Raw genomic sequence first — 21862 nt, 5'->3', positions numbered from 1 at the left:
TCTTCTTGATGACTCTTATAAAGTATATAGGAGCTCAAGCATTGGGTTCGATATTTGTTGGTCTCGCGGGGTTCATAATCTTCGTAAGTTTGGAGCTGCTTTACTATCTCTCAGATATGATCATAAGATACAAGGTTGGAATCGATAAACTCTTTCTACTTATTTATTACAATCTTCCCGAGTTTATTGTCCTGGGAATTCCAGTGGGAATACTCCTAGCGATATTCTGGGTACTTTCAAGAATGCGCTCAGACAATGAACTGATTGCCCTTCAAACCCACGGCATATCCTTGAAGAGGTTGGTTATACCCTTTCTTCTCATAGGTATTATTTTCAGTGGCTTTGCTTATCTCTTGAACGACTATCTCGTACCGACAGCTTCGACAAAGGCAAATGAGGCGATGGCGAGATTCGTCTACAAGCAACCGGAAGTTACTCTCAAAGAAAACGTATTTATGCGGGACAGCCAGGGAAGAATGATCTACGTGAGGAGAATCGATCAGGAGACGAAGGAGCTCAAGAACGTCTCCATTTATGAAGTTTCGAGGGGTCAAGTTACGCTTACAACGGCGGAAAGCGCAGTAATCTCTTCGAACAAATGGATTTTGAGCAAAGCTAATATCTATCAGACAGACGAATCGGGCTTTCTCGACGTTGAGATGCAGTTCGGCACTGCCGAGTTCGAAATAGATGAAGATATCGAACGTTATCTGGCCAGCTTCAAATCTCCAAAGGAAAAGACAAGTAAAGAACTGAGGGATGATATCGAAGCCTTCAAGAATACGGGGATCAATACCTCCTCGCTCGAGGTCGCTCTGCAAGAGAAGTACTCGATGTCCATCGCTCCTCTCGTAATTGTTCTTCTTGGCGTTCCGATCTCGTTGATGTTCAATCTTCAGTCAAAATCCTGGTCTGTAATACTTACTTTTCTTCTGGTCGTCATCTATCAGGGATCGGGAGCCTGGTTGAGTGGAATGGGAAAGGAGAACCTTATAAACCCATCTCTGGCACCATGGATACCAAATATTATATTTTCTATGCTTGGTGTGATAATATACTGCCTCATCGATACTAAAGCCAGTTATAGATTATCGGAGCTGTTTACAAGAATAATGAAAGTATCGGCAATTGTTCTTCTTCTTCTCGTTCCCGGTCTCCTCGAAGGATCTAATGTGAAGATCGTCGGAGGCACAATTGCCGGAACCAAGAGTGGCAGGGAGATACTGCTTGGTGGTGGAGTCAAGGTAGAGTATTTCAGCGAGACCATGAACGCTACGATTGAAGCCTCCAATGCTTCGATACTAAATGTGGATTCCACTCCGGAATCGATCTCCTTCTGGGGAAACGTGAAGATGCTCAGTGATGAGACCACTATTCTCTCGGACAGGCTGATTCTAGACTTGACAAATGAGCGCGTCGAAAGTATGCAGGTTTACTCAAGAACGGAACTTGAGGTTCCGGCCGCCAGAGGCGATACTTCAAAAACCGGTTCGAAGGTACCGTTTTATGTCTTCGGTGATTATGTGCAGTCGACTATGGAAGCATCTCCTACCTTTAATATTGGAGAAGGATATGTAACTACATGTGACAAGACCCACCCTCATTACCGCTTCAGAGTCTCCTCCGCCGTAATTACACCTGGCAAGGGAATGTCAGTGCAGAACATGCTCATGTATATCGGCAATGTTCCTGTATTCTATCTTCCAGCTTATTACTTCCCTCTAGACGACCCGGAACGAAGGCCTTTCGACGTTGACCTTAGCGGCATTACCGAAGCCGAAACAAGAATAACTTTACGGTATCTAGAACTGGACTGGTTACTCCTACAGGGAACGTGGTACAGACACTGGATTTCCACCGAAGATGCATTCACGGCGAAGGCTGTCTTATTCACACCCTTGGGTGATTTGGAACTGTTCGGGCAGTTTGGACAGCAGAAGGAAACAAGTTACGGAGCGTACGTTTTGCTAAAACCCGCTTTCGACTGGCTGAGGATTCAGGGAGGAGCCCTCTATCTTAGTGGTCCTTCGTTAATGGAACTTCAAACTCCCTTCAGTGGAATCAATCTTGGTGAAACCACCTCAGAGAACAAAGTGACTCAGCTCGATCCGTTTGCGGTAAAGGAATCACTGAATGCGACGGAGATGCAGTTAGCATATGTTCAGCTTCTTTCGCCTCAGGACTGGGAGCTTGAACTCGACGTAATTGGAGCCTTCGCAAGATACGATGAAGAGAACCTTTGGATGGTGAATCTTCAAAACCTCACCGTACCATCCGATGGTGGTATTGATGCAGGTTTCTTCAAGTTAAGCACATCGGAGTTCAATGTAAACGGCCTTTTCGGTCAGAGATATGTGAATAATGAGGTGCTGTACTCTTTGAGGACCAAGGCCTCGGTTTTGAAGACGAAAAGCTCCCTTTTTGGTGCCGACGCTTCGGTAGATTCACTGAACTTCACCTTGGCCTCAAATGCGGCAACGGTAACGGAACTATTCGACCCCTCGAACATGGAGGATTTCGTGCTGGAGGTGAACAAATACCTCTTCACTGCTGGCAACCTGAAGATTGGCGGTGATATCAAGAGCACATTTGATGCTTCAACTACTGAACTCAATATCACAATGCCCTCTGACAACAAAGGAATTGGAAGAAACTACTTGACATATGCCTCCGATGACGGGAAACTGAAGGTAAACGGCAGATATGCACTGGATTTCGATTCGCTCCATGAGAAGAACAAAGATAAGCTTTTCTGGATAGATCCTTTCGACATTCTTTATGACGGCTTTGTCTCGGTAGAACTTAAGTTCTATTTTGAATCTAGATACGACAAGTCATTTAAGATTGAAGGAAAGAAGCTTCGTGTGTATAAGGATATTGAGCTTTATAAAGGCGAATGGGGATTGCTTTCGGTGGATGTAATCCTAGAGCCAGCTTATGAAGTTGGTTTCATATATGACTCGGAAGAGGGTTGGGAACTAACCAAAAACGAAATTCCCGTCACTCTCAAGAACGAGGTTACCTTTAGACCTTTCGATTGGTACTATGTTGGCCTTCAGTACAACCCCGTTCTTACCTATGATTTTATAAAGAAGGAATGGAGGCTCGATCATCCAGGAAAACTGTTGACCGGTATCGACTCGGAGATCGTTAAGGCTGACTATACCTTGGAATTGGATTACGAAGAACTAGTGGCAAGTCCAACAGAGATGAACTGGCTCGGCAAGGGAATTCTTACTACTGAGGTTGAATTCGCGTTCTGGGAAGTGACTCTAGGTCAAAAGGCCGAGACTGTTTTTATGCCTGTCACTTCACAGGCATCCGAGACATCATACTCGGTCACATTTGATTCCGAGGTCTTTTCTCACAGTACGGAAAGCAAGGTTTACTGGCAGACCGGCGACAAGCTTGACGACTTTGTCAACAAGGAGAGGTTGACAATCAAAGTCGCCACTGAGACCAGCTTTCAATTCACTCTTGACTGGACTTTCGACGCCTCACCAAGCGTAGCGGACGATGAAAGGATGCTGAAAGATCTTGTTTTTGGCTCCTCAATTAAAGTAAAGGACTTTGCCGAACTCGGCGTCAAGTTCAGATATCCCTATCTGTTCGGTTCGAGAAAGATCTATGATCGACTAAAAATAGAGGTCAACGATCTCTCGATAGGCGAGGTTTCATGGAAAAATGCTTCGATTGACTTCATCACTACGGGTTTTTCTGAGTTCGACTCGAAATACAAGTATCCGGAGAAGTACTTCACAAAGTCTGAAACGCAGGCACAATTCCTGTTGTGGCAGTCAACCAGGCTGTCAGTTTCCTCACTATCTGTAGGAGAGTATTTCATTGCAACTTCAACGGCATCGGAGACCGGCGATACCGCCTATTCCTTTGGAATATCAAACGTGAAGCTCGGGAACAAGCCTCTGTTGGGTGGGACCAACGCTGAGTTTGATGAATTCGGACTGTCGATGGAGCTTAGAAAGAGCGAGGATCTGTACTTCACAATGCACATTAATGAGCTTTACTTTCCTATGGGTTCGATTTCAGATACCCCAGGCGTCCTGAACAGGCTCTCACTGGGAATTGACGGGAGTGGGAAGAGAAGCTTTGTCGAAATTGGTACATATACGGGGGACATCTCGATGTGGGACGAGTCGATAGCCAAGCTCTCTCCGATGTACTTTGATCTCCACTGTATGGCACTGGAGTTTATCTTGAGATTAAGCTTTGGCAGTGATGTCACAACTATTCAGGATACAGTCGAAAGTATCGCACTAAAATACTACATAAAGGAACTGAAGGATAGATACTTCGTGATTGGCCTTTACAAGGGCGCTCCGTTCTTCAGGTTCAGATTCTGAGGTGAAAACTGTTGACTGACTATGTAAAGAGGAAAGAGCTTCTTCTGGAACTCAATTCAAAGATAAGTGACTGTAGTCTATGTCCTTTGAGCTCATCGAGAACCAACACAGTTCCCGGTGAAGGTTCAATTGAGACTCCCGTTGTTTTTGTGGGTGAAGGTCCCGGGGCCGATGAAGATGCTTCAGGCAGGCCCTTTGTCGGCAGAGCCGGTGAGTTGCTAACAAAGATTCTGGAGTCAGTGAAACTTTCGAGAGAAGACATTTTCATAACAAATATCGTAAAGTGCAGACCTCCTAAGAACAGAGTTCCGACTGCGGAGGAACAGAGAGCCTGTTCGCCATACTTGCTCTCTCAACTAGCAATAATAAGGCCGAAGCTTATCGTTGCCCTCGGAGCCACGGCACTTTCATATTTTGTGAATGAAGAGGGAATTCAGATAACAAAGGTCAGGGGACGCATTTTCGACTGGATCGGCGGAATTAAGGTCTTTGCTATGTTTCACCCTAGTTATCTTCTCAGAAATGCATCGAGGGCTCCTGGATCACCAAAAAGCCTTACCTGGGAGGACATTCAAAATGTTAGAAAGATGTACGATCAATTACTCTCTGGCAAAAATATTGACATTTAGGAGGATAGAATGGCAGAAAATTACCTAGTTACTGGAGGAGCGGGATTCATTGGCTCGCATATCGTTGATCACCTGATTTCATCTGGAAAAGTACCAGTCGTAGTAGACAATCTTTCGAGCGGTAAGATAGAGAACCTTGATCCCAGGGCGCTTTTTTACGAGCAGGACATCACCGATCAGGAGATGATGGAAAGGGTATTTATGCTTCACAAGCCTACAGTTCTCTTTCATCTCGCAGCTCAAATAAGCGTCTCTAGATCTGTGAGAGAGCCTGAAGAAGATGCGATGGTAAATATCATCGGTTCTTTGAGGCTTCTGAAAATCGCGGCAAAATACGGTGTGAAAAAAGTGATCTTCTCTTCAACTGGTGGAGCGATTTACGGTGACGATGTGAAAAGGATCCCTACAGATGAAGAGGAACTGCCGAAACCCTTATCACCGTATGGAATTGCAAAGTACGCAACGGAGAACTATCTCAGATTCTTTTCGAGTGAGTTTGGCATCAAATACACTGCTTTGAGATACGCAAATGTATATGGGCCCCGTCAGGATCCCTACGGAGAGGCCGGAGTCATAGCAATTTTCTCAGAGAAAATGCTCCGTAATCAAGAGGTCGTAATCTTCGGGGATGGAGAATGCGTTAGAGATTATGTGTACGTTGGCGACGTTGCAAGGGCGAATCTTCTGGCGATCGAGAAATGCGAAAACACTGTGATAAACATCGGAACCGGAATTGGCACATCGGTAAACGAGTTGTTTGACATAATGAAGCCGATCGCCGGTTATTCAAGAGAAGCCGTGCACAAGGAACCACGACCGGGTGATGTTAAGAAATCAATTCTCAACATAGAAAGGTCGAGATCCTTGCTTGGATGGGAACCTTCTACTCAGCTTGAAAGGGGGCTTAAGGAGACAATTGAGTATTTCAGAAACGGACTGGACTCCTCTCAGTGAGAGACTGAGACCGAAAGAGTTCGACGACATTGTAGGTCAGGAGCATTTGACGGGAAAAAAGGGAATAATCCGCGGAGCAGTCGACAGCGGCAAGCTCTTTTCAATGATCCTGTATGGGCCTCCTGGCACGGGAAAAACAACGATAGGCGAAATCATCAGATCGAAGCTGGGAAACGATTATCATTTCGAGTTTTTCAGCGCAAGTCTACAGGGAACGGCAGATCTTAAGAAGCATTTTGCCCATGGGGAGAGACTGAAGAGAGTTGGGCAACAGCTGGTGCTTTTTGTTGACGAGATTCATCGACTTAACAAGAGCCAGCAGGATGTCTTTCTTCCCGTAACTGAAAAGGGAATCATTATCCTCATTGGAGCGACTACAGAAAATCCCAGCTTCGAAGTCAATCCCGCCCTTCTATCTCGCTGTAGGCTGGTGATTCTTAAGGGTTTGAAGGACTCAGACATTTCGGCGCTTCTAAATAAGGCATTGGAAAAGGATCTTATCCTCAAGAAGTCCGGAGTTACTGTTGACGGGGAGGTAATTGAAGTAATCGCGCAAAGTAGTGGTGGAGATGCAAGAATTGCCCTCAATCTTCTCGATACCCTTGTCGAGAGTGCCGCTGCTCTAGACAAACCCGTTCTCGACCTTGAAGTCATGAATGAACTGTCTGTCCTGCCTGCGGGTCGTTATACAAAGAAGGGCGAAGAGCATTATGACATCGTCTCTGCATTCATCAAGAGCCTTAGGGGAAGCGATCCCGATGCGGCTCTGTACTACATGTTAAGGATGCTAGAGGGCGGTGAGGATCCTAAGTTCATCGCCAGAAGAATGGTGATCTTCTCCTCAGAAGATATTGGCCTCTCCGATCCCATGGCCCTGGTGATAGCAAACGCGGCCTTTCAGGCAGTGAATAACGTCGGCTTGCCTGAATGCATTCTGAACCTATCTGAAGCGGCAATCTATCTTTCAGTCGCAACCAAAAGCAACAGAACCTATTTGGCGATGGTGAAGGCACAAGAAAAGGTAAAGACTACCCCGAATCTAGAAATCCCTCTAAAACTAAGAAATCCAGTTACTAAGATGATGAAGGAGTTGGGCTATGGTAAAGGCTACAATTATCCGCACAACTCCGGAGGGTTTTCCCGTGAGTATTATCTGCCGGAACCGATAAAGGAGGAAGTATTCTATGTTCCAGGAAACAGTGGCAAAGAGAAATTCCTTTTTGAAAGGCTCAGATCGTTATGGAAGGGCATGAAGAACTATCCGGAGGAAGAATGAAGAGTTTCATTCTTAGAGAAGGTAGAGTCATTCAGCTCGAAATATCCGATATAACGGAACAGGAGGTAGACGTAATCGTCAATGCCGCAAATAGTTATTTGAGGCATGGAGGGGGTGTTGCTGGAGCATTAGTCAGGGCTGGAGGAAAAGAGATTCAGCTCGAGAGCGATGCCTACGTTAGAAAGAATGGCCCTCTGAAGACCTCTGAAGTCGCGGTAACGGGCGCTGGAAATCTGCTCGCAAAGAAGATAATTCACGTTTTTGGTCCTCAGTACGGAGAACTAGATCTTGAATCCAAGCTTTACTGTTCATTTGCAAACGTCCTAAAAAAAGCCGCCGAAATGACTGCTGTTACACTTGCCACTCCGGCGATCTCAACTGGTATTTTTGGTGTTCCGGTGTCTATTTGCGCAGAGCAATTCCTAAAGTCAGTAATGGATCACTTTTCGCAAAACAAGTCTTCATCTCTGAGGCTTATAAAAATGTGCCTTCTCGACAGAAAGGCTTACGACGAGTTTCTGTCAATTGCCCTCGATTTTTTCAGTTCAATAGAATGACTCTGAAGACTCCCTCTTCCAGCAGGGATTCGGCAGTCGACTCATCTTTCGTCAACCAGACCGTGAATTTGTCGACCTCTTGATCCTTGTATTCCCTGGCAATCGGGTCGTTCTGGAGAACATAGTTATAATCCTCTTCACTTACACGCACGATCTTCGGTTCTCCCATGAAAGTAGATTCTTTGCTTCGATAATCTTCAAAGGTTGTTGTCTCGTACGCTCTCTCGCCAAGGAACCGAAGTATAGTCGTGAAGTCCTTCGCGGGAACGTAACCTGGCAGGTTAGTCAATAATGCGTTTTCGCTTGTGAAGAACCAAAATGTAGGTGTGCCCCTGATCTGAAAATAAGCATAGAGCTCACCGTATGACATCTCTCTCCATTCCTCTCCGACAACATAAGAGGCCTTCCCCGGATTGCTTTTGTATATCTGGGAGAAAACGAAACCTGCTTTCAGAAGATCCTGAACGGTTTCATCTGCGAGAGTTTCCTTCACAAACTTCACACAGTAAACGCAGCTGGTATCCGAGAACATTACGATAGCTTCCTTATCTTCTATCTTGGCTAGTTTAAGCGCTGTGTCGAAATCATCTAGCATTCCAACATACGAGAATATTATTCCTGGTAGAAGTAAAACTAGTAGAAAAACAACTTTCTTCATAAATCAACCTCCCGTTGCAAACTGTAGTAAGTTAAGGTTTCCTGTCATTGTCAACAATCCGGCTGCTAGGAGAACAGCGAAGACAGATACTCTGATCACTTTTCTCCATTTGCTTTCTCCTCCAAAAGAGAGCTTTGAAGTTAGCTTTGCCACCAATCCGCTTAGCGTCAGGAAGGGTATACTCAAACCCAACGAATAGACAAGAAGCATAAGCCCGCCCTCGGCAACTGCCGATTGATTGGCTGCAAGAACCAGAATGGAACCAAGGATCGGACCGGCGCAAGGCACCCAAACGAGACCAAGAACTGCTCCAAGTATGAAGCCGCTTACAGCAGAACCGCCAAATTTCCATACGTTCAAGTTTACTCCCTTCATGCCTATCTCAAAGAGATACAGGAAAGCAAACAGGACGAAGAGACCTCCAGATATTATGTTCATCAGCACTTCATTCTGCCTGATGAAGGTTCCGAGTCCGGTCGCTCCTATACCAAGTATGAAGAAAAAGATAGACATCCCAAGAGTGAAGAACACTCCCCTGATAAAGCGAGCTTTTGCATCGGCCGCCCCACCCATAAGTACACCGAAGAAAACTGGAATCAGAGGAAGTATGCAGGGCGAGAAGAAAGAAAGTAAACCTCCCAGAAAGGCACTACCGTAAGTGACGCTTGTTGTAACGATTGGACTTATCATTGGTGACACACCTAGAGTTCCGGTTGCTACTGCGGTCAATTCATTCATATTACCCCTCCCGGGTATAGTATAAACTATTTCCCTTGCGCCTGCAAATAACGTCTTTGTGAACTCCTGCTTGCTTGAAGAGCACTATTCCATTTTACGTGAGGGAGTGCAAAAACGTGGCCTTGATTTGTTGGCAAGTCCGATTGCAACTGAAAAGATGCCACTTATTCAGAAAAGCGGTTATCCGTCCACCGTCCACCGTTCTCCGCAGTGGATACGGATAGGGTCTTGAAGGGTGAGATCCCGTAAGGATCCCTGAACGGGTAATTTTCAGGGCAGGCTCTACGGGATGACAAAGTGAGTGGATTTAGAAGGACTAAGGGATGACTGTCCAGGTTATTGAAAAAGCGCCACATGTCATTATTCTGACGAAGCTCGTGTCAGAATCCCGGTCTTTGGTCATGAAGAAGGACGCGTCCATGATCTTTGACCCGCAACGAACGACGGCTCTTCCCAGCGATTAGCGGGTCTTCGTTCTTGAGCGTCCGGCGGCTCTTAAATCGTGATGCTAAAACGAGTTCATGACGGAATCTTATGTATTCGAAATTACCTAACGTGTCATCCTGAATTTATTTCAGGATCTAAGCTTTAGTAAGCCATCGGTATGGATTGCAGTTAGCGGGTTCGATAGAACTTCAGGAGAAAGATTCTAAAACAAGTTGAGATTACGGAGCCCAAAAAACAGGGTATCCAGTATGGAGTCTCGGGTCTCGTGAAGAGAACCGGCAATCAATTCAGGGTTTCAATGCAACTGAGGAAGTTATCTCGACATTGGCTTTTGGAAGTTCCTCACTCTGTCATCCCGAACTTGTTTCGGGATCCGGGCCTAGAAATACCATGCCTATGGATTGCAGTTAGCGGGTTCGATAGAACTTCAGGAGAAAGATTCTGAACCAAGTTCAGATGACGGGATTTTCCGGATTCGAAATTGCCTTATGCTGTCATCTGAATTCATTTCAGGATCCTGGGTCTTGACGAAACACGGGTCCATGATCTTTGACGGGCAACAAAGGACGGCTCTTTGCAGCGAACAGCGGCTCTCAAGACCTAGATGCTGAACCAAGTTCAGACGAAAAATGATGTATTCGCAGTACCCTTAGGCGGTCAACCTGACTTGATACTTGTCACGCAAAAAAAGGACTTCTTTTTTCACGAAAGAGCGAGAAGGGGAGAGAAAAAAAGAGAGAAAGAGAGAGATTGAAGATATGCGAGAATTCTCTTCTTCTCGTGAGCGAAGCGAACGTCTCAAATGCGTTCTTTCTCGAGAAGAAAAGAACTCACCGTCTACGTATCTTCACGTATGATGCTGAGACAGTTATCCAAGTAGCGCCTTCAGGAGGTCCCACACACTGTCATCCCGAACTTGTTTCGGGATCTTGGTTTTGATCTTATCCAAAGAACTAAACAATGAGGCTCCCATTCAGATCGTAAAACCGTGATTCTCTGACCTCTTGTCCAACCATTGGGGGCCGAAGGGCGTTCTGACGAAGTTGGTCTCGCCTCCTGCCGGAGGCATCGCTTCTGCCCTTAATCTCTTAGGACGGGTCCCCGATCTTGGACAAGACAAAGGATGGCTCTTCCCAACGATCAGCCGGTTTTTCCTCTCAGGCGTTTAACGGTTTCTTAGTGCAAGGTTTTGTGCAGGATCCTGAAAAGGAGTTCCGAAAAGTAGCCCTTAGCAGGAGCCTCAACCAAATGCATTTTGGGGGAGGCTCAAAGAAATGAGAATATCTCATGTTGCAGGAGCTTTGACGGGTTGGTTTGATGACCAGGAAACGCTCTAATAAGACTTTTAGCTGAGGCGTTTGCATGTGACTGGAATCCGATTTTACAGTTTATGAGACTGTGGTTGAAGGGAAGAAATTGGATCTACATCGTTCCGGGATGGCCATTATCGAAATGTTTTTGACAATGTTTGCTGCTGGTTGAATTGAAACTAGTCTGAAGTCCCAAAAAGAGAACTCCTAAAGCTCCAAATCACAACAGACGGGACTTCATGTAACGAAGCCCCATCTGGTAAGAAACTGAGGCAATTAAGATTTGAGAAGTTATAATTGTAGAATTATAGATAAACAGGTAACTGAATGCTCTCTAAAAGAGAGTTGCATCTTTGCAATAAAATGAAAAACTATCTAGGTTCTTCGTCTATAAAAGACGAATTCAAGGAGACGGGCTCACCCTCCTTCAAGATGTAACGGGGGGATGCTTCACTTCTCTTCTTCTATGCCAAGCTCTTCAAGTGTTTTTCTCAACCATCGAAGTGATCTTTCAATCAGTGGTCCACCCATACCCTCGCACTCCATACTTAGAGTTCCATTGTAACCGTAATCCCTTAACATGGCGATGATAGTTTTAATGTTATCGGCGTTGACTCCATCGCCGATTGCAGAGTGACTAATTCCGATTCCAGTATCCTTTCCTCTCATGGCATCTGCGAGGTCTTTCGAGACATCCTTAATATGTACATGTTTGATCTTGTCTATGAATCTGCCGCAAAAGGCTACCGGATCTTGACCAGCAATGAAACTGTTCCCTGTATCGAGGTTCAAACCGAGCCTATCGCTTTGAACAAAGTTAAGCATTTTATCAAGGAGATCCGGATTCGTAGTGAAGTAGCCGTGTACTTCGATGTTAATGTTTATTTCATACAATTCCGCTGTTTCAACTATTATGCGGTAGGCCCTCTTCATTAGCTCCAGAGCCTCATCTTCACTGAATCCCAGCGGCTTCTTCAGCCCGTCAGTAGTTGCAATGTTTTCGCAGCCAGCCAGTTTAGCCCAAGGGATCGATTTTAGAACATACGGAACACCGTTGTAGAAGCCCTCATTTCCAGAGAGAGGAAATGCGGAATCTATCTGCGAGAAGCGGACACCGTACTCTTGGAGTTTCAGCTTTGTCTTAAGAGGATCTTCTGAAAGAGAAATATGTGGAAAGTATCCGAGACCGTGAATCCACGATACACCGTCTATTATCCCCGGCTCAATATAGTGAACGTCGTTCTTCTGAGCCCACTGAAGTGCCTTCTCGAAACTAAACACGGCAGAATTGAATGCGTCTGTATGAAATCCGATCTTCATTTTTATTCCTCCTGATCAAAGAGAACGTACTACTTCTTCACGTTCCCTGAAATAGTCTACAGATTCCCTAACCAACCTGTCCATAAGATCGACATCGCATGGCCCAGTTGAGAGAACGTAGGGGTCGGGATAAGGACCAAGAGGCTCAAATGTTATGAATCTACCCTCTCGGTTCATTCCCACAAGATAGGCAGCCATGATGGCCGTGTCAATATCGATTTGCCCCTTTCCAGGGGCGTCCCTGTTACTGTCGGCGATGTGAAGGTTTAGAAGTTTTTCTCCGCACTTCAAAATGGCTTCGCCAACGTGCCGCTCGCCATTTAACATGTGGTAGACATCCCCATTGAGAAAGCCGATGGAGGGCTCGTTTACAAATCGAAGATATTCAAGTGCCTCATCAATGGTGTGCACTATACTGACTTCGGCCGACCTTATTGGCTCGATCGCAGGTTTTACGCCAGTCTCCTCGAAGATGATCGCACACTTCTTCAAAGCCGCCGCGCTTCTCTCCATTTCAAAATTGTCAACTGCTTTGGGCCTACCAACAGCTCCTGGAACAACTATCATGTAGGTACCTCCAATATCTGAAACGTAGCGAGAGACTTCTCGAATATAATCGAGGGCGTTCTTCTGGTAATCGGGATTTAGACTTGAAAGATCCCTTTCAGGGGAAAACATCCCGCATGCACCAGAGACTTTTAGTCCGAAGCTCACAAGGGCATGTTTCATTCTCTCTCGAGGAACTGATGTATCACCCTTTATCTCTACATACTCCAAACCATTATTCTGTAGTCTCCTGAGAGAGTCTTCAATCGGCTCGGTGCCGAACATCCAGATGCTCCAAGAGAGTGAGAGCTTGCGTTCGAACCTATCGGGGTTCTTCTTCTTTTCTTCAACAAAGCGTCTTTCGATTTCTCGATTAATCACAATGAAGTTTTGCGGCTTCATCGGTTCTCCTCCTTAGGGGAATGAGGTTTTATCTTTTCCTTCTTCCTGTAAGAACTCAGAACGCTTACCGCAAGCGATGCGATGATCAGTAGGCCAAAAGTCACAGTCTGGAAGTAAGGGTTAACGCGTAGCATATTCAAAGAGTTCGAAATGATACCCATGAGAAGCACACCGAAGAACGTTCCAATTATTCTACCTTTACCTCCTGCGAGTGGTGTGCCCCCAATTACAACGGCGCCGATCGCCTTTAGTTCAATACCGCTGCCGGTTGAAGGTTGGGCCGCCCCAATTCTTGAAAGCAAAACCATCGCAGCAACTCCAATGAACAAGCCATTCAACGCAAAGGCGCTGAGTTTGGCTTTGTTGACGGAAATACCTGAAAGATATGCCGCTGAAGGATTGCTTCCAACCGCATAAGTGCGCCTTCCAAGTTTTGTGTATGAAAGCAAGAAATGCATGACGATGTAGGCGGCTATACTGATTAGAAAACTCAACGGAACTATTTCCCAGAGCCTGTACGTCCCAATGAACTCGAATTTTCCATAGATTGTCTGGAAGGTACCTTTGGTTATTGCAAGAGCTACTCCTTGGAAGACGCTTATAAATGCAAGAGAAGTAATAAAAGATGGCGCTTTGAAAGCTCTCGCAGTTATTCCCACCAAAAGGCTATTGAAAACTGCTAGCGCAATGCCCGCAATTATGGCAATCAGATATGGCTGACCGGCTTTTATAATCATTGCCATAACTACAGATGATAACCCTATGTTGGCTCCAACGGAGATATCAATTTCCCCTGAGATTATCAGAAGCGTCATTCCCGATGAAACAACGCCAAGAACTGCTATCTGTTCGAGAACATTCATTATGTTACTCGTTGAGAAAAACCTTGGATTAACCAATCCAGTAATGACAGCAATAACAATTTCTGCAACCAAAAGATAAAACCACTGGCTTTTCAGAATTGAGGTTCTCTTTCTCGTAAGAGTCTTTCTTCCCTCAAATGAAACGTCGCTATTACTCATTCTTTTTATTCCTCCTGCGAGATCTAAACTCCTATGAAGCGCCTTATCATATCTTCTTCTTCAATATTATCGTTCTTTACGATCTCTACCATTCTTCCGTTTCTCATTACACCTATTCTGTCACTCATCGACAGAAGTTCGGGCATATCGGAGGAGATCATGATAATGCATTTGCCCCGTTCTGCAAGCTCAACAATCAATTCATAAATCTGCTCTCTTGCTCCAATATCAACGCCCTTAGTTGGTTCATCAAATATGTAGACATCCGAATCGTCTATCAACCAGCGACCAATAATCACCTTCTGCTGATTTCCACCCGAAAGCTCTTCAATCTTCTGCGATCTGTCTTGGACTGCAACCGAAAGCTTGTTGACAATCTCATCCGTTACATCTTCCTCCTCCTTCAAATTGAGAAGGAAGCCTCTGAAATTCTCACTATGCACCAAGGCTGTGTTCTCCACAACATCCCTTCCTCCAAGCATTGCCAACTTCTTCCTGTCTTCAGTTATGAGAGCGATTCCCTGTCTTATAGCATCTTGTGGAGACCTGATTCTGAGCTTCTTCCCGTTAAGTAGAATCTCCCCTGAGTCTGCTTTGTCCGCTCCAAAAAGAATGTTAACGAGTTCACTTCTTCCCGATCCCACAAGGCCACCTATACCGAATACCTCTCCTTTTCGCACATCGAAGCTCACATCATTGACGATTCCCCATCTGCTGATGTTCTTAACTTCTAGTGAAACTTCTCCAATATCGACTTTTCTTCTAGTATAGAAAAGCGACGCGTCCCTTCCAACCATTTTTCTAATAATCTCTTCCACAGTTACGCTTTCTAGCGAGGAGGTTCCCATGCTCTTTCCATCCTTGAGAACTGTTACTCTATCGCCGATTTCGAAGATCTCTTCAAGGTAATGAGATATATAGATTATCCCGATTCCCCGTTCTCTCAGATTCCTTACAATATTCATTAGGGCCTTGGTTTCATCCATTCCCAGGGAACTGGTTGGTTCGTCCATTATTAAAACCCTTGCATCTCTATACAGGGCCTTAACTATTTGAAGCATCTGCTTCTGAGAGGCGGAGAGTTCTTCAACAAGAGCGCCAGTTGGCAGATGCATTTTCAACGCCGCTATGATCTCGTTTACTTTTTTCATCTGACTTTTACTGTCGATTACAAAAGGCATTCTTCCGGTGATTTCATTACCGAGATAGACGTTATCAGCAACGGTCAGGGAGTCTACAAGTTCGGCATCCTGATATATTGTAGCAATTCCCATTTCTATAGATTGACGCGGGTTTAGCTCTTCAACTACCTTGCCGTCGATTTTGATGATGCCTGCCTCTGGCGAGATTGCTCCTGAGAGGATTTTAATCAATGTTGATTTCCCGGCACCGTTTTCTCCGACAAGGCAATGGACTTCTCCCGGGAAGAGATCGAATGACACTTCATCAAGCGCTCTGTGCATCCCGTATACTTTCGTGACATCTTCCATTTCCACTAACGCTTCACTCTGCATATTTTCTCACCTTTACCATGGAATTAACAGAAAGGGGATGAAGAGCTCCCACTCTCATCCCCTCTTATTGATCTTCGTAATTAATAGAGTGAATTGTACTGCGGGAAATACTCTCTTGTCAGATCGATCCAGACTGGGTCGATATCCCATGGAACTACCTTTGTCTTGTCATCGATAGTCTCGGGGGTTATCGGCGTATTTGGAAGGAGAATCTGCTGGTTCAGATCCGTTATCACTCCCTGCGTATATGCATGAAGTGCGAGAAATGAAACAAATCCTTCCCATCCCGGTGAAGTCGAGATCGAGTAATCGATGCTTCCTTCTTTGATCAGCTCGATTCCGTACGGAGCCCCGTTTGAGGTTATTACTCTGATCGGGTTGTTGAGAAGGCCTCTTGTCTTTAGCATTCTAACTACTGCCGCGGCCATTTCCTCGTTGAAGATAAAGAGGTTAGAGAATTCATAGCCGGACTCGATCAAATCCTGAGCCTGATCGACTGCAACCGTTGGAGTGTACTGCCCGTCCCTGATTGCAACGATTTCATTCTTGCCAAGTTCTTTTACCCTTGCTTCAAAAGTGTTTCTGAACATTTGCACCGGAACGTGTTCGAAGAGACCCATTATGCACGCAATATTCTCGCCCGGGTAATTCTCAGCAATGTAGTTTGCAATGTTCACTCCCATTCCTTCCCAGTCGAAGTCAATACACGCAACAATATCATCATCTGACTGGAGGACCTGACCCACATTATCAGTCACAACTAGAGGTATTCCTGCTCTCGCGGCTTCCCTGGCAGCAATGAAAGCTCCGTTAGGATTGAAAGAGAAAACACACATTCCATCGACACCCATATTGATGAGTGTGTTTATATTGGTAATCTCTTTCTCTGTATCGTAGTCGGAGTTTAGTACAACAACCTGCGCGCCTACTAGACTTGCTGCATACTCGAAGCCTTCAACATCTTTCCGGTACCAAGTGTCCGGTCCCGGTGTTACATAACCATACGTCAATCCTGCAAGAAGAGCTTCTCCTCCCAGGACAATAGCAAGAATGACCAGAAGCATAACCGAACGCCTTACATGTCTCATAGTTCTTCCTCCCTTTTTTGAATCTGAGTTGCGAAATCTGAATCGAAAACCAAAACAATTATACAGTTCCATGGGCTGCAGATAAATTCCATTATAGACTCATCACATTTGACTTGAGACGATTATGGAAGACTTCAGTCGAATTTTGGTTTCATTGTCTCTCTTTCTGGTTATTTCGAACTGTTTCTGAAGATATTATTTGTTTTCGGCAAGAAATTATTCAGCGTTTTTCTTTTTCGCTTCAGTTCGAAGATTGATTTCTCTCAGATGATATACTTCTTTTGAAAATTGAATGCATGAAGTATAGGCTTGTATGTCGGTGTTTAGCACTGCTTGTTGTGCTTTTGTAGTTCGAGAGTACTGGATTACCAAATAATCGCGACTGGCGTTTGATCCTGAGCAATGTTCTGAACTTTTCTTTCAAGGAGGCGAAGGTGTGGAAGGATATGTAACCGTTCCTGGCGGACGAATCTGGTATGAAGTGCAAGGTAGATACAGTAAGATGAAACCTGTTATAACGATTCATGGTGGCCCGGGTGTTCCGCACAACTACCTTGAGACGATAAGTGCGCTTTCAGATGAGAGGCCCGTTGTCTTCTACGACCAACTGGGTTGCGGTAGATCAGAGCGTCCATCGGATAGGTCGCTCTGGAGAGTTGATCGCTTCGTGGAAGAAATCGAGTGTCTGAGAAAAGAGTTAGGGTTTTCGACAATTCATCTTCTCGGCCAGTCCTGGGGAACTATTCTCGCCTGCGAATATTCCTTCAAGTACCCCAGTTTCGTCGAAAGTCTTGTTCTGTCGGGACCGGCAATGAGCATCACGAGATTTGAAAGCGATGCTAGAAAACTGGTTGAGACCTTGTCTGATCATTCACAATCCGCTATCAAAAGGGCCGAATCAATCGGTAACTTCAATGGAGAGAGTTATCACTCGGCAATTTCGGAGTTCTATGGGAAATATGTATGTCGAGTGGAGCCATGGCCTCAATGTATGAACGAAGCAGTTGCCGGCATGGGGGAAGAGGTCTACAACTACATGTACGGGCCAAGCGAATTCACAGTAACAGGCGTTTTGAAAGACTTCGACTGTACACCTCATCTCGAAAACATTACCGTACCCGTCCTATTGACTTGCGGTGAATTCGATGAAGCTACACCGGAAACGACCAGATACTACAGCAGCAAATTTCCAAATGTAACTATGAAGATCTTCGAAGGCGCATCTCACGAACACCATCTTGAGAAAGCCGAGGAATACATCGAGGCCGTTCGTAGGTTTCTCAAAGGTGTCGAATCGAGATCTTAGATAAACAGTTTTGTTAGTGAATATCAGAATCAGGCATCGAAGTGCCCGGTATTTTACTTGTCTTGAATAAAGGGTCTGTAAACTATCAATTCCGAACCTGCGGGAATGCTTTTAAGCCCTACTAGATCGGGATTGTATTTCATGATTTCAGAATCCTCGATCCCATACATCTCTGAAATTGATCTCAATGTTTCGTTCCATCCAACCGTGTGAATGAACCCTGTCCCTACCGACCAGTTGTTGTCAACCTGGGGACTAATGGCAAATCTCTTCTGAACGAAATCCGTAATTATCTCAAAGATCTGAAGTTTCACATCCCTTACAACCGGCTTATTCTCGAACATGCTGTAACCGCCGCCTCCCGCACGAAAACTGCTCATAGAGACTTCATAAGTCTCTGCCATATCAAGCGGTTTACCATTGTGCCTGACACTGAGGACTCTTTCGCCGACCGGCCTGTCTACGGCGATTATGTATTCAATTCCCTCCCACATATCGTAATTCGAATAATCATCAATAGACCAATCGTCCAAAGTAAGCAATCCATCATCGGTAACGAAGCGTTCTGCACTGAATTCAAGGGCCTCTTTGATGTCTCCGCCGGTAAGCTCAAGAACTTTGAGCGTACTTGGAAGAGGATAAACCTCGTAGATCTCGCCGATGGTTATCGGTCCGGTCTTCCAACCGGTTGTCGCATAATCGAAAACTGAGGTACATGAAATCTCGGCTCCCGTTACTTCCATCTGGACTCTGTTAATGAACTCGGCAAGAGGGTTGTCTCGAAGTCTCGCTTCAAGAGCATCTTCAACATAGAAATCACCGACTGCAAAACCAACTCTTGTATCCAGAAGCTTCTGGATTTGATCATTATAACCTCTAAAGATCTCAACAACGCATTCGTCAGGAGGGAAACCAGACATCGAAATCTCATCAACCGATCTAACATAAATCTTCCAGCCTTCACCCGTCTTTTCTAGATAGATATCGATCTTACTCACGGATTCGTCTATATATCCGGGCCCAGAGATCACAACTCCATCAACGATTGCCGATTTAGTTGTAAGTTGTGGGCCTTTCAAAAATACATCTATGCCTTCAGTAGCCTTCATGATCCCAGAACAATAATCTTCGTCTGAAGAGGTCTTATCAAGAGACCTTTTCTCATAACCTTCTTCATTACTCCCTCGATATGCCAGAACCAAAACGTCTACCTCTTCTCTAAGCTTGCCGAGATAATCACCAGCCGCATCGACAGGATCAACGAAGGATAGACCGGCAAAAAACTCGGCCTCTTGCCAGGGCGGAATAACTTCCGTCACGAGACCAACGATGCCAACTCTTAGCTTCTCGCCATCGTCTTCTATCTCGACGACTTCAAAGGGCGAGAAAACCGGTTCTCCTGAAGATTTAAAGACGATATTTGCCGAGAGAAGAGGGAACTCAGAAGCCGAAATAGCTTCTTCAAGGAAACCTGGTCCATAAATGAACTCTTCACTCCCGATGAGTGATGCGTTGAGACCGATAGCGTTCATCGTCTCAACGAATGGATTCAAATTGCAGTAATCTATTTTAGCCGAATAGTAAGAGAGAGGCGTTCCCCGAATCAAATTTCCAGTATCTATAAACAACGTGTTTGGATTGAAAAGTCTCATCTGATTGACAAAAGCAGCCAGTCTTGCCGGAAAGACGTCTTCGCTCTTCCCAGAGGAATAATCAAAGGGAGCAGTATTAGCGGGAACAAAGGAGGTGTGGAGAATCGTAAGGTGAAAATAAGAAGCCATAGCCATTGTCAGAACGGAAACGGTAAGTACCAAAGCAAGAAGCTTTCTCATCTAAATCACCCTCTCAGGTCCGAGAACAAGAATCTCGACAGAAAGGAAAGCGGGATGACAGGTCATCCCGCACAAGATTATCTTTCGCCAAGTTGAGAATCAATCATGAAGATCCCGTTGGCTTGATTTCCAACCATCTTCAGTCTTTTCACAACATCTCTAAAATTCCTTTCCTCTTCGACTTGCTCGGTAACATACCACTGGATGAAGTCGTTCGTTGCGTAATCCCCCTCTTCTTCGGAGATTTTCGCAAGGTTGTGGATCCTGGAAGTAATGTACTTCTCATGCTCCAACCCCTTTTCAAAAACGTCCAGCAAAGACTCGTATTCTCCGTTTGGTTTTTCAATGCCCGGGATCTCCGCAGTTGCATCGACGTCTTTAAGATACTGTATAAACTTCATCGCGTGCTCTTCTTCCTCTTTTGCCTGCTTCCACATGAAGTTCTCGGCCCCAAAGTATCCATTCTTGTGAGACCAGGCAGCCATGCTCATGTAGATAAATGCAGATTCGAATTCCGCCTTTATCTGGTTATTGATTTCCTTTTCCATTCTAGCTGTAATCATAGTTACCCTCCTTCAGCTGTATCAATATCAACACTTCTTTCATGATATTTTACCACTATGCAGCGAACTCTAAAATTAACTTAATAAGAAGGATGGCTCAAATGTTGCCAAAAGCTGTTCTAATGAGTTTATACACCCAGTCGTTTTCTAGTTTGGTCGTCTCTTTCAATTTGGATTGGCAAGCTCATAAATGTATAATTTCTACGTCAGGATAACCTATTCCACTACAAAGGGGGTAATGACAGTGAGGAAGATCTTCCTGTTTTTCTCAATGATTCTGATTGCTGCAGCTCTTCTGGCAGCACCACTAAAAGTAGCCTTCGTTTACGTTGCACCGGTGGGCGATGGTGGCTGGAGCACAATGCATAACGAGGGTAGACTACACCTGGAAAGAGTCTTCGGCGATCAAATCGTTACTGATTTCATTGAGAGCGTACCTGAAGGAGCTGAGGCGGAAGTTGTATTTAGAGGTTATGCCCAAAGAGGATACGACCTCATCTTCGGGACCAGCTTCGGCTACATGGACAGTATGGTAAAGGTATCACAGGCCTTCCCGAATTCAACGTTTATGCATTGTTCCGGTTACATGACCACCGATAATCTCGGCACCTATTTTGGAAGAATGTATGAGCCGAGATTCCTTAGCGGTCTGATCGCAGGAGCAATGACGAAAACCAACATTATTGGTTACGTCGCCGCCTATCCAATACCTGAGGTAATACGTGGAATTAACGCCTTTGCGATGGGTGTCCAGTACGTTAACCCCGAGGCAAAGGTCCATGTAGTCTGGTCCAACACCTGGTTTGATCCGGCAAGAGAGAAAGAGGCAGCGGAATCACTTCTGGATATTGGTGCAGACTTGATAACACAGCATCAGGATTCACCGGCTCCCCAGCAGGCAGCAGAAGATAGAGGTGTCTTTTCAATAGGATACAACAGTGACATGAGTGCCTTCGCGCCAAATGCTTTCCTCGCAGCCCCCGTTTGGGACTGGGGTCCATTTTATGAATATGTAGTCAGAAATGTCATGGACGGAACCTGGACCAATGAACAGTACTGGGGAGGGATCAAAGAAGGTGTTGTCGACATCTTCGTATCCGATCTTGTTCCATATGGTGTGGCAAAACTCGTGATGACCATGAGAGAAGCAATAGTTCAGGGTCTGTTCCACCCGTTTGACGGTCCAGTCTACGATCAGTCAGGAGCTCTAAGGTATGCTGAAGGCGAAAGACCAACTGACGCAGAGCTTCTTAGCATGGACTGGTTCGTAAACAATGTAGTTGGAAAGATTCAGTGATAGTTTTGGGGGGCCGCCAGGCCCCTCGATTTCTTTCTTTGG

General features: G+C 45.3%; 16 protein-coding genes. 7 read left to right on the top strand and 9 right to left on the bottom strand.

Annotated elements, in window-relative coordinates; genetic code table 11:
• The first annotated feature begins 8 nt into the window (after positions 1 to 8).
• Genes Y696_RS05365 through Y696_RS05345 form a run of 5 tightly spaced genes read left to right on the top strand, consistent with a single transcriptional unit; the run spans position 9 to position 7777 of the window.
• The gene (locus tag Y696_RS05365) at positions 9 to 4361 is read left to right on the top strand and encodes an LptF/LptG family permease (RefSeq protein WP_259459854.1); all 4353 of its coding nucleotides are present in this window, start codon (positions 9 to 11) and stop codon (positions 4359 to 4361) included.
• A gap of 11 nt (positions 4362 to 4372) precedes the next feature.
• Positions 4373 to 4990, top strand: a complete 618-nt coding sequence (locus Y696_RS05360) for a uracil-DNA glycosylase family protein (protein WP_099772218.1) — start codon at positions 4373 to 4375, stop codon at positions 4988 to 4990.
• A gap of 9 nt (positions 4991 to 4999) precedes the next feature.
• Entirely contained in the window at positions 5000 to 5944 is a 945-nt protein-coding gene (locus Y696_RS05355) for an SDR family oxidoreductase (RefSeq protein ID WP_121509848.1), read from the top strand.
• Positions 5907 to 7220, top strand: coding sequence for a replication-associated recombination protein A (locus Y696_RS05350; RefSeq protein ID WP_099772216.1), 1314 nt, complete (start codon positions 5907 to 5909; stop codon positions 7218 to 7220). Before Y696_RS05355 ends, Y696_RS05350 begins: the two co-directional genes overlap by 38 nt.
• Positions 7217 to 7777 carry a macro domain-containing protein gene (locus Y696_RS05345; RefSeq protein ID WP_014730744.1) on the top strand — a complete coding sequence of 187 codons (561 nt, stop codon included), beginning with the start codon at positions 7217 to 7219 and terminating at the stop codon, positions 7775 to 7777. The genes Y696_RS05350 and Y696_RS05345 overlap by 4 nt, the downstream gene beginning before the upstream one ends.
• Here the strand turns inward: Y696_RS05345 and Y696_RS05340 are convergent.
• From Y696_RS05340 to Y696_RS05305, 7 genes are all read right to left on the bottom strand, one after another.
• Positions 7761 to 8435 carry a thioredoxin fold domain-containing protein gene (locus tag Y696_RS05340; RefSeq protein WP_099772215.1) on the bottom strand — a complete coding sequence of 225 codons (675 nt, stop codon included), beginning with the start codon at positions 8433 to 8435 and terminating at the stop codon, positions 7761 to 7763. The two genes, Y696_RS05345 and Y696_RS05340, sit on opposite strands and share 17 nt — an antisense overlap.
• A 3-nt stretch (positions 8436 to 8438) precedes the next feature.
• Entirely contained in the window at positions 8439 to 9173 is a 735-nt protein-coding gene (locus Y696_RS05335) for a cytochrome c biogenesis CcdA family protein (protein ID WP_099772214.1), read from the bottom strand.
• A 2207-nt stretch (positions 9174 to 11380) separates the two neighbouring features.
• Positions 11381 to 12250, bottom strand: a complete 870-nt coding sequence (locus Y696_RS05325) for a sugar phosphate isomerase/epimerase (protein WP_121509846.1) — start codon at positions 12248 to 12250, stop codon at positions 11381 to 11383.
• A 15-nt stretch (positions 12251 to 12265) separates the two neighbouring features.
• Entirely contained in the window at positions 12266 to 13198 is a 933-nt protein-coding gene (locus Y696_RS05320; RefSeq protein ID WP_121509845.1) for a sugar phosphate isomerase/epimerase, read from the bottom strand.
• Positions 13195 to 14220, bottom strand: coding sequence for an ABC transporter permease (locus Y696_RS05315; protein WP_099772210.1), 1026 nt, complete (start codon positions 14218 to 14220; stop codon positions 13195 to 13197). Before Y696_RS05315 ends, Y696_RS05320 begins: the two co-directional genes overlap by 4 nt.
• 23 nt (positions 14221 to 14243) lie before the next feature.
• Positions 14244 to 15734 (bottom strand): sugar ABC transporter ATP-binding protein, encoded by a 1491-nt coding sequence (locus tag Y696_RS05310; RefSeq protein WP_121509844.1) that lies wholly within the window; start codon positions 15732 to 15734, stop codon positions 14244 to 14246.
• An 80-nt stretch (positions 15735 to 15814) separates the two neighbouring features.
• Positions 15815 to 16822: a sugar ABC transporter substrate-binding protein gene (locus Y696_RS05305; RefSeq protein WP_121509843.1), complete on the bottom strand. Its 1008-nt coding sequence runs from the start codon at positions 16820 to 16822 to the stop codon at positions 15815 to 15817.
• A 436-nt stretch (positions 16823 to 17258) separates the two neighbouring features.
• Between Y696_RS05305 and Y696_RS05300 the strand changes: the two genes are divergently transcribed.
• Positions 17259 to 18128 carry a proline iminopeptidase-family hydrolase gene (locus Y696_RS05300; protein WP_121509842.1) on the top strand — a complete coding sequence of 290 codons (870 nt, stop codon included), beginning with the start codon at positions 17259 to 17261 and terminating at the stop codon, positions 18126 to 18128.
• Between the two features lie 53 nt (positions 18129 to 18181).
• Here Y696_RS05300 and Y696_RS05295 read toward each other — a convergent pair whose 3' ends face one another.
• Positions 18182 to 19960: a 5'-nucleotidase C-terminal domain-containing protein gene (locus Y696_RS05295; RefSeq protein WP_121509841.1), complete on the bottom strand. Its 1779-nt coding sequence runs from the start codon at positions 19958 to 19960 to the stop codon at positions 18182 to 18184.
• 77 nt (positions 19961 to 20037) lie between these two features.
• The gene (locus Y696_RS05290) at positions 20038 to 20523 is read right to left on the bottom strand and encodes a ferritin (RefSeq protein WP_121509840.1); all 486 of its coding nucleotides are present in this window, start codon (positions 20521 to 20523) and stop codon (positions 20038 to 20040) included.
• A gap of 244 nt (positions 20524 to 20767) precedes the next feature.
• Between Y696_RS05290 and Y696_RS05285 the strand changes: the two genes are divergently transcribed.
• Positions 20768 to 21820 carry a BMP family ABC transporter substrate-binding protein gene (locus tag Y696_RS05285; RefSeq protein WP_409071679.1) on the top strand — a complete coding sequence of 351 codons (1053 nt, stop codon included), beginning with the start codon at positions 20768 to 20770 and terminating at the stop codon, positions 21818 to 21820.
• The last annotated feature ends 42 nt before the right edge of the window (positions 21821 to 21862 follow it).

Source organism: Mesotoga sp. H07pep.5.4, assembly GCF_003664935.1.
Taxonomy (GTDB): domain Bacteria; phylum Thermotogota; class Thermotogae; order Petrotogales; family Kosmotogaceae; genus Mesotoga; species Mesotoga prima.
Note: the sequence above shows the minus strand (reverse complement) of the source record. Positions and strands in the feature narration are given on the sequence as shown.